This is a genomic window from Rhodopirellula sp. SH410 (assembly GCF_055811895.1).
In genome coordinates this window covers 4,494,210-4,507,849 of sequence record NZ_CM147949.1, presented here as the reverse complement: position 1 = coordinate 4,507,849, position 13,640 = coordinate 4,494,210, and the positions used below count along the sequence as shown (strand labels likewise).

At 59.9% G+C, this 13,640-nt stretch carries 6 protein-coding genes; 4 read left to right on the top strand and 2 right to left on the bottom strand.

Annotated elements, in window-relative coordinates; genetic code table 11:
- Window positions 1-160 precede the first annotated feature (160 nt).
- Both SH410x_RS16405 and SH410x_RS16400 read left to right on the top strand, forming a co-directional pair.
- Window positions 161-3,988, top strand: a complete 3,828-nt coding sequence (locus tag SH410x_RS16405) for a circumsporozoite protein-membrane associated protein (protein WP_473668942.1) — start codon at window positions 161-163, stop codon at window positions 3,986-3,988.
- A gap of 233 nt (window positions 3,989-4,221) precedes the next feature.
- Window positions 4,222-5,400, top strand: a complete 1,179-nt coding sequence (locus tag SH410x_RS16400) for a MauE/DoxX family redox-associated membrane protein (protein WP_473668940.1) — start codon at window positions 4,222-4,224, stop codon at window positions 5,398-5,400.
- A 324-nt stretch (window positions 5,401-5,724) separates the two neighbouring features.
- On the opposite strand, the gene SH410x_RS16395 is transcribed toward SH410x_RS16400, so the two are convergent.
- Together SH410x_RS16395 and SH410x_RS16390 are read right to left on the bottom strand one after the other, a co-directional pair.
- Window positions 5,725-6,057 carry a HesB/IscA family protein gene (locus SH410x_RS16395; RefSeq protein ID WP_146391898.1) on the bottom strand — a complete coding sequence of 111 codons (333 nt, stop codon included), beginning with the start codon at window positions 6,055-6,057 and terminating at the stop codon, window positions 5,725-5,727.
- Between the two features lie 269 nt (window positions 6,058-6,326).
- Complete coding sequence (locus SH410x_RS16390) at window positions 6,327-9,857, bottom strand: serine/threonine protein kinase (RefSeq protein ID WP_473668938.1); 3,531 nt, start codon at window positions 9,855-9,857, stop codon at window positions 6,327-6,329.
- A 154-nt stretch (window positions 9,858-10,011) separates the two neighbouring features.
- On the opposite strand from SH410x_RS16390, the gene glgA reads away from it, so the two are divergent.
- Together glgA and SH410x_RS16380 are read left to right on the top strand one after the other, a co-directional pair.
- Complete coding sequence (gene glgA, locus SH410x_RS16385; protein ID WP_473668936.1) at window positions 10,012-11,505, top strand: glycogen synthase GlgA; 1,494 nt, start codon at window positions 10,012-10,014, stop codon at window positions 11,503-11,505.
- A gap of 151 nt (window positions 11,506-11,656) precedes the next feature.
- On the top strand, window positions 11,657-13,339 hold the full coding sequence (locus SH410x_RS16380) for a galactose-1-phosphate uridylyltransferase (RefSeq protein WP_473668934.1): 1,683 nt from the start codon (window positions 11,657-11,659) through the stop codon (window positions 13,337-13,339).
- Window positions 13,340-13,640: the final 301 nt, after the last annotated feature.

Below are 13,640 nucleotides of genomic sequence, written 5' to 3'. Positions count from 1 at the left end.
CCCCTGAATCGTCGTCTTCGAAGAAGCCCGTCGCTCGCAATCGCGGTAGAATGAAGCTTGGGGATCGCTCCGTTACCGTAAAATTTAGAACGGGCGATCTCACTGTCGCCGATCGCCGTCTCACTATCCGTATCTCTTTGTCCCTCACCCGAGAAACAAGTTGCCCGAGTCGACGCCTCCTTCTGTCCTGGCGACCAAACGCCCGAATCCTGCGCGCCGTCACGCCGACTCCGATGGCGCCGCGAGCTCTCGTACAAGGTCCCGCGACGCGACGGAAGTCTTTGTGCTCTCGCGGATCGAAGCGGCTCAGTCTGCGCTTTGGCGAGCCGAGTTGACGCGTCGTTTTCTAGCCTTCTTCATCGCGGCGTTGGCCATTGGGCTGGTGTGGATCGCGGTCGACCAGTGGGTGTTTTCCCCTGGCCCGATCGGTCGCAGCCTGATTGCTGCGGGGTTCTGTGGGGCGGTAGTCACGTACGTCTATCTGCGACTATGGCCAGTGATGCATCTGCGTATTGGTGAAGACTACGCTGCCCGCGCTCTCGAACGTGACCATCCCGAACTCGGCCACGCGCTGTCAAGTTACGTCAGCCTGCGACGCCAGCGTGCTGAGCACCCGGAGGGGCAGTTGGCCCAGCGTGTCGTGCAGTCCGTCGGTAGCAGCGCCGCGGCGAAACTCCGGCACATCGACGCGCCGCCCAGCGAGGCAACGGGAATGGCGGCTTGGTGGGCCGCGACGATCGTGATGATCGCGGTGGTCGCGATCTACACGCTGGCGTCTCCCAAGAACTCGATCCAATCAGTCGCTCGGTTGGCACTGCCGATGTCCTCCTTGGAAGCACCCAAACGCGTACAAATTACCGATGTCTCGCCGGGCCATGCCGAAAGTTTGGCCGGGCGGAATTTGGAAGTCGCCGCCACGGTGGTGAATCTTCATGACGACGAACCGGTCTACTTTCGCTGGGAATCCGGCTCACCTGGCAGCGAACATTCGTCCGCCTCCTCCGCGGCAACTGCGAACGAAACTCAGAGGCAGGTTCGGTTGTTACCCAGCGAGGAGGACGACGGTCCCGATCGGTTCCGCGCCAGTATCCCGGTGTCGCATCATGCCCACGGGACACGTCGGTATCGCATCGTCGCTGGGGATGCCAGCGTAGGCCCTTTCCGCGTGTCAATTCGCGACACACCGGTCGTGCAGATTCGCGAAGTCGTCTACGAACCGCCCGCCTATACCGGGAAACCTCGCCACACCAGTCACACCGGAGCCTTGCGAGCGGGCGATGGAACGCGTGTCAAATTGGTTGCCGCAGTCAATCGACCGATCACACGCGCCGTCATCGAGTTCAATCCTCGCAAGGTCGGCCGCGATATCCAGGCGACCGCGGGTGTTCGGGAAATGCAGGTCGCTCCTGATGGGACCAACGTCGAGTTTGCTTTTACGCTGCGATTGCGGGGAGGTGCGGCGATCGCCCTGCAGGATTATCGCCTGCGTGTTTGGGACGATGCAGGACAATTTAATTCCGACCCGATCGTCTATCCCATCGAAATCGTCGAGGACCTGCCACCTGAGATTACCATCGTTGTTCCACAGCAGTCGCCAGTCGACGTACCGATCAATGGCGTGCAGAACTTTGAGATCCACGCCACCGATATTGACTATGGGCTCGCCGAAGTTGAACTGGAAGTCCGACGCGGTATCGACGTGATCGCTCGCTCGAGTCTGTGGAAAGAACCAGGTGGCAAACAGGGCAATCAAGTCATCGAATATCGTTTTCAGCCGTCGCGGATGATCGTCGTGGCTGGCGCCGGAGCGCGGCGTGGTGCGGGACTAAACGTGGGTGACGAAGTCGAAGTCGTCGCGATCGCGACCGACAACCGATTTGACCCCAACGACGAAAAGATCGCTCCCGGTGTTTCAAAAACACAGCCCGTGCGATTGAAAATTACTGCCGCTGTACAGCAGCCGAAGGGGCAGGAGCAAGAGCAGGGTGGGATGGGAGAAGGTCAACAGGGAGAAGGACAGCAAGGAGAAGGTCAACAGGGAGAAGGTCAACAGGGAGAAGGGCAACAGGGACAAGGACAACAGGGAGAAGGGCAGCAGGGAGAAGGGCAACAGGGAGAAGGACAACAGGGAGAAGGGCAGCAGGGACAAGGACAGCAGGGAGAAGGACAGCAGGGAGAAGGACAGCAGGGAGAAGGACAACAGGGAGAAGGACAACAGGGAGAAGGACAACAGGGAGAAGGTCAGCAGGGAGAAGGTCAGCAGGGACAAGGACAACAAGGCGAGGGTCAGCAGGGAGGTGACAGCCCTCGCGATGGTGATCCGGCGGACGATCAGCAAGCAGGAGATGACGAATCTGGTCCGGGGGACCCTTCCAGCGGCGGCGAGTCGGAAGCTGCGGATGGTCCATCGGGTGAGCAGGGGCAGCCACAGAGCGAAAGTACTGGTCCGGGTTCCGGCGAAAGCGGGAATTCCCCCGATGGGCAATCAGCCCAACCTCCTCAAGACGATGCGGAGGCGTTTGAACGGATCCAGGAATACCTCAAACAAACGCAAGGTGAACCCAGCAAGGATGGGGCTCAAGGCGGCGGCGAGTCGAGCGACGAGTCGAGCGACGAGTCGAGCGACGCTGCGAACTCAGATCAAAATCAAGCCGATGAGGGGAACTCAGGTCAACCTAAGAACGGTGACGAACAAGCGGAACCAACCCAAACCGATAACCCTAAGTCGGGGGAAAGTGACTCCAGTGGCGAGGCATCCGGGCAACCTCCAGGTGGTAGTGGCGAGCAGGGAGACGGGGCGGGGGAGAAGGGTGAGGGCAGCGACGAACGCGGTGCTGACCCAGGTGACGGCGATTCTGGAGAGGGTGAGTCTGGCAACGAGGGTCAAGGCAGCGAAGGGCAGAGCAGCGAAGGCCAAGGCAACGAAGGCCAAGGCAGCGAGGGTCAGAGCGGCGGAGGCGACTCAGCCGACGATCGGCGCCGCGATGGACAGACGGGTGCCGATCAATCCAGCGATGATCAGTCCGGTGCCGGGCAAGCTGCCGAGGAGAAACCCGGTGACCCTGGGCAGGAAAAGAGTGGGCAATCACCCGAGCAAATGGCTGGCGACGAACAATCCTCGACAGGCGACGAGCCGCACGGTGAAGATGGCAGCAGTGATCGTGATGCCGGCGGTGAGGGGGCGAGCGAGGCGGGAAGTGCCGGTGGCAGCGACCCTGGCCGCGGCGAGGACTCCCAAGGTGCCCAGGGCGATCAAGCCGGCGAGTCGTCCAACGACGCAGGACGCAGCGATGCAGGTCAGGCGGGCGAGCAAGGCAAGGGCTCGAAAAATAAGAATGGCGAGTCGTCCGGTGATCAGAACAGCCGTGACTCCGCGGGCGGCTCAGAAAGCGGGGCCAAGGCCCCCAATTCATCGGACTCAAACGGCTCGCAGGAACAATCCAGTCCCTCGGGAACGTCGGGGCAATCCGATCGAGCAGGTGACTCGTCGACGCCGTCAGATACCGAGGCGGATGGAAGTGAGTCGTCACGGGGCGGTGGTGGCGGGCAATCCGGCGGCGGTGAGGGGACCGAGGGCGCGATCGATGACGAGCTTCCCGATCCTGTCGATTTGGAGTACACGAAGGCAGCCACTGACATGGTTCTCGACTACATCGATGAAACACGTACCGATCCCGATCCGGGGTTACTGCAGCGGCTCAAATGGAGCGAACAGGACCTGCGACGGTTCCGCGATCGTTGGAAAAACGTCAAGCCGATCGACAGCGGTCCACGAACAGACGCAGCCACCACCGATGAAATCCAGGAGGCACTGCGCAGCCTGGGAATGCGTCCTGGCGAAACGACCCAAACGACTCGCGGGGAGGCGGCCGATAGCCTCCGCAGCCTCCGCGATTCTGGTAACCGCCGCCCTGCACCGGCCGATGTTCGTGACGTCTTTGAGGCGTTTCGGCGCGGACTCGGGCAGTCCACGGCCCCCAAGAACTAACTGGCGAATTCGAAAACGCAAAGTGATCTGTGGCGGTTGATGAAGACCAAAACGTCACGGATACTTTTCGTCTTTTCTCGCGTCACGCCGGCGTTTGACCGTTCATCAGCCCGTCCATTTTTACTTTTGCAGTTCTCATTTTCGCTTTTTTAACTCGCACCGACGTTTCGCCACGCCCTGATTGGGAGCGTTTCTCGCGATACTGGGCAATTGCCTCAATCCTATTGGTGCTGGTGACCTACCGCCTGTGGTTGCCCGCCGAGTGGACGCAGACCGGGTACTACCCTTCGATTCCGTCCGTAGCGATGCCGCACTGGTTATCCAACGGCCTGTCGATGTTACTCGTGCCAGTCATGGCTGCCGCCGTGGCGGTGATCGTCTTGGGGCCCCGAACTTCACGCTGGCAGCGCGCGGGATGGCTGTGCGTTGCCGTAGCCTTGGCCGCCGGGGGGCTGACCGATCAGCACCGCCTTCAGCCATGGGCCTACCAAACGTTTTTGTATGCCTGGATGTTCGTACTCCTGCCCGCGAGCATGCGCATGACTGCTTTTCGAGTCATTACGATCAGCATTTACTTCTACAGCTCGATCGGCAAGTTTGACTATCAGTTTCTACACACCGTTGGACAGGAGTTTTTGGCCACGGCGGCCAAGTTTGCCCATCTCGACATCGGCCGCTGGAGCGATCGCAGCCGGTTGATCATGGCGGCGGGATTTCCTGCCGTTGAACTTTCAATCTCGCTCCTTTTATGCTTCCCGCGCACACGCCGTGTCGGTGGTTGCCTAGCAATCACGATGCATCTCGGTTTGATTATTCTCTTGTCGCCGTGGGGCATGCATCACAGCGCCGGTGTGATGATGTGGAACGCTGTCTTGGCGGGGCAGGCGTACTGGTTGTTTGTCCGTCAACGGAGCGTCGATGCTGGCGAAGAGGTCGCCGGCAGGTTTCGCTCGCTCGGCGTGATCGCTGCTGGAGCGTTGGTACTGCTGGCGGTTTTATTGCCGCTGACGGAGCGGCGTGGCCGATACGATCGCAACGCATGGCACTGGGATCACTGGACCTCGTGGGCCTTGTATTCTCCCCACAACAGCCGCGTCGATGTTGAGGTCTACGCGGGGGCAATTGATTCACTTCCCGCGCCGCTACAGTCCGCGATCGACGAGGATATCGATGGCGACTCATGGTGCAGATTGGATCTTGGCAAGCTATCGCTCTCAGCCCGAGGCGTGCCGATCCTGCCGCAGGCGAGATACCAATTGCAGCTTGCCATTTCGATTGCTCAAGCCCAAGGGTGGACGCACGAGATCCGGGGCGTGATGCGTTCGGCATCCGATCGTCGCGACGGCAGCCGCACCGAAATCTGGATGAACCGCTCCGACGCGATGCAGAAAGCCGCGTACGGGGGTCAGTGAGTGAGATCGCTTGGACGGCGACGGGGCCGATATCCCCAGCATTCACTGCCCTCTACGTTCACTGGGGAACTCACACTGGGGAACTGAGCCGGAGGATGCAACGCCTATCCCGGTCACGTCTTCGCGTTTAACCGCGTGAGCATCTACCCCCCGCGCCTCGACCGATTATCTCACGGTCCCATCGGCACGAGGTTCAGCAACGTTTAATTCGAGTGCGTGTATGTACGAAGAGCTGAAACCAGCGAAAGCGGTCAAGCCCTCCGTGACACCCACGTTTCAGTGGCCCAGAATGGGCCCCGAAACGAGCAAACTTCGAAGCCTCGTTTAGGCTTGGAAGGAACTTCCGCAACCGCAGCTCTTGACCGCGTTGGGGTTGTTAAACGTGAAGCCCTGTTTTTCGAGACTGTCGAACCAATCGACTTCGGTCCCGTCGAGGTACAAAGCACTTTTCTTGTCCACGACCACGCTGACGCCGTGGTGGTCATACTTGCTGTCAGCTTTTTCATCGAAGCTGTCGTCGAAGTTCAGCGTGTAGTTGAAACCGCTGCAACCGCCGCCAGCGACACCGATTCGCAGTAGCATCGTGTCGTCGAAATTGTGCTCTTTGCGGAAGCGAAGGACTTCTTCGGCGGCGCGTTCTGTAAGTTTAATGGCCATCGTGAGATGAACTCCTGTCAAGGACGAATGCGAAAATGTGAGACGGGGGGATTTGTCGACGATTGAAAGTGTGATGGCTAACCTCGATAGAGATCAATACCAAACGCTGACAACCTAACAGATCGAACGAGTATAGCAAATTGCTTGCCAAACGCCTTTCGCCGCCATATTGGCAGACGCAGCGACGTGATTTTGATCATCTGAGAGGTCACTGGCATTGTACCCCGGGGCCAGCGACCTGTCGATCGAAACAATGTCCATCGCCACCACTACTCCTGAATCTGGAACTCCTTAGGCAGTTCGTACGTCCCTTGGGCGGCTTCGCGGGTTGTGACTTTGATCTCTGCCGAGTCGCCTTCGCCAACGACGACCCAGATCAAAGCTTGTTTCGGGTCGTCGGGCCCGGTGGCGGTGCGATCCGGGTTCGCGCCGAGCATCAAATCGGTCAGCACCGTTCGCAGGGGGAGGTCCGTTTTTGAGAAATCTCGAACCTGCTGATTTTGTGTGATTCCCATCTTTTGCAGGTCGCCGCCAATGATCTCCACTGCGGGCGCCGGGGTGCCCTCGGGCAGATCGGCCGCAAATTCATTGATAATGGTGTCGATCGCGAATTGCAGTGATTCCTGACCGAAACTGACAGACATGGGCCGATCCAGCATCTCCTCGATGGTGAGTTTCTCCATCGATGGAGGCGTGCTTGCAGCTGCCGTTGTGGCAGTGGTATTCGCGGCAAGTAGGGTACCCAGGGCGAGTTGTGGCAGAGCCAGCGGCGGTAGGTAGGCGTTGAAAATAACCTCACGCCGGATTGCCGCCGAGCGAATTTGTTCGCCCGTGAACATCCACATGCTCGGCAGCCGCGCCGCCAGAAGTCGCCACGAGGGATCGATTTCGCGGCTGACCAAGAAATCCTCCGCTGTTATGGAAGCCTCGTCAATTCGAGCTAGGACCTTTGATTTCAGTGCGGCTGGATTCTGACCCGGTGCCATCGCCAGACGGAGTTCGACGTAGCTGCCTTGCCGGTGCGCTGCGGTGTCGCTGCCGGTCGACGCGTCGGGGGCGGCGACAACTCGTACCAGCAGCCCTCCGCACTCTGGTGTCAGCGTCGAGCGGATCCAGTCCAGCAATGGGGGGGCTGCTCGGTTGATCCACGCGCGCGAGTCCGCGATTAAAAAGTACGGGACACTTAGCATCGCAACCGCATCGGTGGGCCGTGTCGTTTGCCACAGTTCCTCGAGCTGTCGGGGCAGCAGCACCGGCGCACCTTCGACCTCGGCCACCTGCGTCACGCGTGCGATCGAGCCCACCGCAAACGCATCCACTTGTCGTGTACCGGCGGAATTTTGGGCGGATTCGTCCTCCGACTGATCGCTCGCCACGAAATGCGGGTAGTAGGCGTCGCTGTCGGCATCGTCGCCCGCATAGATTCTCGCACCACCGGGGACGACTGCTAAAGATGCCTCCCACGAGTCGGTGAGTTCATCGAGTGTGCGCGGTGACTTTAAATGCACTGCCATCGCGAATTCGGGCACCCCGTCGCGGCCCGGGAACCATGCCAAGGCGAGTAACCGAACGTCCTCGATGGGCACGGCGATCCGTTTCTGCAATTGGTCCCACAGTGGCGATAGTTCCGGATCAAAGATCTCGCTCAGACCCGTCGCGTCTAGATTGGGCAAATTGAATGTGGTCAGCGCCGCCGGTCCGGGCGGCAGCAACATGGTTGCCCGCACACGCTCATCGGCGACGTCGGCCGCAGCGAGTGCAGAGGGGGGGGCCCACAGCATGCGATCGTCCGAGACGATTTCGATCCTGTCTGCGTTACCCGATCCCGCGTCGGTGCTGGGGCGAGGCCGAGGCCGTGGTGGCGCCGGACGCCTTCCCGTGACCGATGGGATCACCGCAGGCATGGGGGGGCGTATCCGTTGGGCGACCGGTTGTGGGGCGTCGGGGTCCTGCAGGGCGAGGGCCACGATGAGCAGCAAAATGGGGATCCACATGCCGCCCAGAACCAACCACGCCGTCCGTCGCCGACTCGGCCGTCGGGGGGCCCGTTGGGGCGTGTCCGGGAGCGACGCCGCGGGTACGGAACCGCTGGTCGCTTCTGTTTCAGCGGCCGCTGTTGATGAAACTTCGACTTCGGCGGTCGCTTCATTGCGAGAGGATGCTGCGGCAAGGGGTGACGCTTCAGCCGCCGACGCCTTGACGCTCGCGGTCGCTACCGCAGCAACGCGTGGCTGCTCAGCGGCGCACTGTGCTGCTCCCGCGACCGGTGCCTGGGTAGGGGGAGGCGCCTGGGTAGGGTGGTCCTCCGCAGCCGCGGATTCGCGGGCAGGCTGCTCAACCTTTTGGGAGGGCTCTGCCCGGGCCGCAGCGGTAGACGCGATAGCAGTCCGATTGCCATCTCGCCCCCGGGCTGTGCCACTCCTTGGCTTGGCCGGTTGACGATCCGCAGCACTGTCCTCCGCCTTGACCTCGGCCTTGTCTTCGGCAGTAGCGGCGACTTTGGCGGCGACTTTGGCAGGGGCAGGGGCAGGGGCAGGGGCTTTGGGCGACGTAGCGGCGGGTTGCTGCTCAGGTCGCGGGGTGGATTTCCGCGGCGGCGATTTTTCCGGCGGTTTGGTACGTTGAGATACCTCTCCGCGGGGCACCTCTGGCGTGGACACTTGGTCGGCGAGGGGCAGTGTCGCAGCGAGTGCTTGCGCGAACGCCTCGAGGCTGGCGAAACGAGATTGGGGATTTTTGGCCAGCGCATAGGCTAAAACCCGAAGTAGCGGATCTCCCGCAGCGCCTTGGGCGACCGCCTCGCTCAATTCGGGCGGTTCAAAACGAAGTTGGCGGGAGCGGATCTGTTCGTCCTTCGCCGCCGCAAAGGCATGCTGTCCGAACCGTAGGCGGTACGCGAGGCAGCCCAACGCGTAGACCGCTCGGCTCTCCCACGAACTCGGTTGGGGCATACTGCCCGCGATCATTTCAGGAGCGGTGTAGAGCAACGGTGAATCGTTGCTGGCGATCGTTCTCGAGCAGGCAAGAGCATTCGGTGAGAGATATTCCGCAGGGTCGATCCATAAAATTGCGGGCGACCGAGCATCATGCGGAATCCAGATGCGATCGGGCGAGGGCATCGGTGGGGAGGTGAGCTGGCCACCGGCGAGCAGCTGCATGGCGCCGATCAGTGTCTGCAGCAGGGGCACCACTTGGTCGGCCGTCCAGCGAGACGTCGGCTCGCGGACGCATTTTTCCGCCAGCGACTCACCGGGAGGCACCCGTGCAAATAGACCAATGGCATCGAGCGAAGTCTCCAACGGGATCGTCGTGAAATAATTACCCAGCGGTGCCCCCGGCAGAACCATCAATTCATACTGGGGCAGTCCAGCATGTCGAAGCTCGGCAATCCATCGCAACCGATCACCGTCGTGCGGTTTCAGCCCTGCGGGTGAGATCTGCAGGACGATGCCTGATTCCCCAGGATACGAATCATGGGTGACCGGCAGCCAGCTCGCGAAAGTCGGCCGCGATTGCTCGGCCACCTGCGTGAGCGGTGCAATCCGCAATACCGGAAATCGAAACTCATGATTTTGTTCGCCCTCTGAATCCGCGTGAGGATTCGGTCGCGTCAAACAGGCTGCTTGGAATGGCTTCAGGCGGTCGGTCTGGACCAGCCATTTGGCGAGAGTTAATGGGTCGGAGGGAGGCGTTGAGTCATGGTCGTTGGCGAAATCTGCCGCCCACAGTCTCGGGGTCGTCGCATCTGCCAGACCGCTCTTGAGTAAGCGTTTCCAAAAATCGACGAGGGGCAGCGGCATGAAAGAAGATCGAATAACGAACGAAAAAAGGGTGATGGGGAAATCGTCTTGGGCGAATTTCCCATTGTATGTTTGCTTTAGTTTATTGTGTGCGGTGCCGCCATGTGGCATCCGTACGACGTCAGGACTTGATTTGCCAACTCTGGGTATTGAATTGAACATTGTCTATCTTACTACCGAAGCGGTCCCGTTTGCAAAAACGGGTGGTTTGGCTGACGTTTGCGGTAAACTCCCGAGCGTTGTCGCAGAAGCTGGTCACCGCTGCGCTGTGATCATGCCCGCCTTCGATTCAATTCGACGCTCCCACATGTCGATTGAGCAAACCGACATGAGCTTCGCGATCGAGATGCCCGGCGCCCGCGTCGTCGGTGGCCGTGTGTTGCGGAGCCAGCTGCCCGGTAGCGACGTCCCTGTCTATTTCATTGATCAGCCGCAGTACTTTTCACGCCCGTTCCTGTATGGCGACAAACACGGCGATTATCGCGATAATGCCGAACGATTCATTTTTTTCTGCCGCGCCGCGATCGAGGTGATGAAGCGGATGCACATGCCGGTCGACTTGATCCAGTGCAATGACTGGCAAACGGCGTTGGTTCCCGCACTCGTTCAGAACGGTACCAACGGTTTTCCTCAGGATACGCCTACGGTGCTTTCGATCCACAACCTGGCCTATCAGGGCGCGTTCCCCGCGGGGAATTTTGAGTCGACTGGTCTGCCGTGGGATCGCTTTCGCAGTGACTCCTTCGAGTACTACGGCGGCATGAATTTTCTCAAAACAGGAATCGTCACCGCCGATCAGGTCTGCACCGTCAGCCCCACCTACGCCGACGAGATCAAGACTCCGCAGCACGGCTGCGGCCTCGATGCGATCCTCCGTAGCTTGGGCGACCGCGTCAGTGGAATTATCAATGGGATCGACACCGAAATCTGGAACCCAGCGAAGGACATTAATCTCGTCCGCAACTACGACACCACCACCTGGGAGGAGGGCAAGCTCGAGAACAAGCTCGCTCTGCAAGCGGAACTGGGATTGCCGAGTAACCCGGACGTTCCGTTGATCGGATTGGTCGGCCGGCTCGCCGACCAGAAGGGCTGGGATCTGATTTTACCGGTGATGCGTCAGCATCTGCGGGAAGGACGCCCCACGCAGTGGGCGGTGCTGGGCAGTGGGGATCCAGTCATCGAGAGTGAATTGGCGTGGCTGGCGTCTGAACACGCTGACCAAATTGCTGCCTACATCGGATTCAGTGATGCTCTGGCGCATCGTATCGAAGCATCCAGCGATCTGTTTCTCATGCCCAGCAGGTACGAGCCGTGTGGCTTGAACCAGTTGTACAGCCTGCGATACGGGACCGTCTGTGTTGTGACAAAAACGGGCGGATTGGCCGATACGATTGTTAACACCACGCCAGATACGATCGCGGATGAAACAGCGACCGGGTTTCATATGCGGTCTCACGATGCGGCATCGTTGGAGATCGCCATTGGTGATGCGTTGCGGTTGCGATTCCATGAAAAAGAAATCTGGAAAAAAATTGTCGAACGCGGCATGGCGTGCGATTGGTCATGGGGGGCTAGTGCATCCCAGTACATCAATCTCTACGCGAAAACGATCTCCCTTAAACAGAATGCGGGATCTCCAGTCTGAAGCCAACCGCACCTGAGATGCGTTTTGATAGCAACTCACCCCCTATCAGGATGTAAAATTTCCGTAGAATAAGCGGTTGACTATCGCACAACGCCGCGATAACCCCAGAGTATGCTCCTGCGAACCTGTCTCTGACCCAACGGAATCCATCATGCCTATCTCGCACGTTGATCTCAACGGCAGACGCCTACGAACGCGTCGTGACAGCCGACAGCTCCGTCTGAGCGATCGACCATCGCGAGTTCAGGAGGGGGACACCCAGACCCAATCCGTGGCAGAGACGCTGCCGGCGATCGGTCCCGATGCGGATCAGCCGCAGGCCGACGGCGCCGCTGGGGATGGCCAGGATCAGGTGCCGACAACGAATTTGGGCGGAACGGACAGCCGGCTGTGCAATCTGAAAGCTGTTTTCTCGGGTCCGTGTTCGACGGCGGAAGCGCCCACGCAGTGCCCGACGGACGATTCGTTGAGTGACTCGGGAGAAATCCCAGCGATCGTTGATCGAGCAGGCGTCGATTCTCGCGCGTCCGCCGAGGCGATTCATTTGCAATCCGCGGATCCCGAGGCCCAGTCCATCTCCAGCCTGATGGCGAATCCGGCGCAAACACACGATCCACAGGCAGGGCAATCTCGCTTGGACCTGATTACGGGCGAATGGACGTGGTTCGCCACGACCCGTTCGCAACGCCCCGATCAATATGCCAACAGTGCGGCGAAACCCAAAGTGGAGCTCGATTGTCCCTTCTGTTGTGGAAAGGAAGACCGAACACCGGACCCGGTGTGGGTCGCGAGACTGGACGATGTAAGCGGCTCACACGCCGTCGCCACTTCCGTCGCCGGCGATCAGGCGGATGCTTGGTCGGTGCGGGTGGTTCCGAATCTGTATCCCGCCGTGACGCGTCTTGAGGATGCGGGCGTACGCACTCCGGATGCGGATGCTGGAGATAACCGCTCTGAGAACGAAGCGATGCCTGTTTCGGCACGAATGCACCGCTCCAGTACGGCGCTGACGTCGTACCAACACGCACAAACGATTCATCCTGCAATTGGATCACGCCGCCGTGCCTCATCGGCCAGCAAATTGTTTCCATGTGACGCGGCCCGAGGCGGACACGAGGTGATCATTGAATCACCTCGTCACACGGAGTCACTTGGAGAACTGAACACCGCGGAAGTCTCGCTCGTCTTTGCCGCGTATGCTGAACGCGTTCGCTACTGGCGAAACGTTCCAGGCGTGCAGCACGTGAGCATTTTCAAAAACGTGGGTCGGGATGCGGGCGCATCGCTGCAGCACAGTCACTCGCAACTGATTGCGACGAATCGGGTGCCGGGACTCGTCCAGCAAGTAACACGTCGCTTGCAAGCTCACCATGCACGCGTCGGATCGTGCCTGCAATGCGACCTGTTGCGGGCCGAAATTGAGCAGAAAAACCGCGTGGTCAGCCAAACGGACTCGTTCGTTGCCTACTGTCCCTTCGCCAGTCGCTTTCCGATGCAGGTTCGCATCACGTCGAAAGAACACTTGCCCTGCTTCAGCGATCTGCGCGCCCGGCCACTCGCCGAATTGGCCCGGCTGACGCTGCGGATCGTTCGCTGGCTCGAAGCACTTCGCCCCGGCACCGCTTACAACATGCTCATTCATACTTGCCCCGTCGCGTTCAATGGCGCCACCGAATCGCAGCACTGGGCGATGGACATCTTCCCGCGGGTCTCGCGGTTGGCTGGGTTTGAGCTTTCGACCGGTGCCATGATCAACGCGATCTACCCCGAAGCCGCCGCGAAAGCCTACCGAGCTCAAGCAAGATTGAGTGACCCACGCTACGTGCTGGCGTAGTTCACCAATCCGAGCGGTTCCACCTCGCTGGGATGTTCAGTGTTTCGTGCAGTCTTCCTGGATCAGCAGACACGATGTGTCTCCGATGTGTTTTTTGAGACCATGAATCACACAAAAAGTCAGCGTGGATCTATTTCGTGTCGTTCATGGTTGGGTCCATGCCCGTCACCACGGAGAAGCTGATTTCTCTCTGTTTTTCGCGTTGGCGGATGCGGTCGACTGCCGTCAAACGCCCAGCGGCTAATTTCGGGGGTCTCTCCAAGGGCCTATTCGCAGGTGCTTCGTTGTCCACTCGGAAGGA

Excerpts from the sequence above, each read along its gene's own strand:
- SH410x_RS16380 (WP_473668934.1), top strand. The coding sequence starts at position 11,657 with ATGCCTATCTCGCACGTTGATCTCAACGGCAGACGCCTACGAACGCGT.
- SH410x_RS16395 (WP_146391898.1), bottom strand. The coding sequence starts at position 6,057 with ATGGCCATTAAACTTACAGAACGCGCCGCCGAAGAAGTCCTTCGCTTC.
- SH410x_RS16390 (WP_473668938.1), bottom strand. The coding sequence starts at position 9,857 with ATGCCGCTGCCCCTCGTCGATTTTTGGAAACGCTTACTCAAGAGCGGT.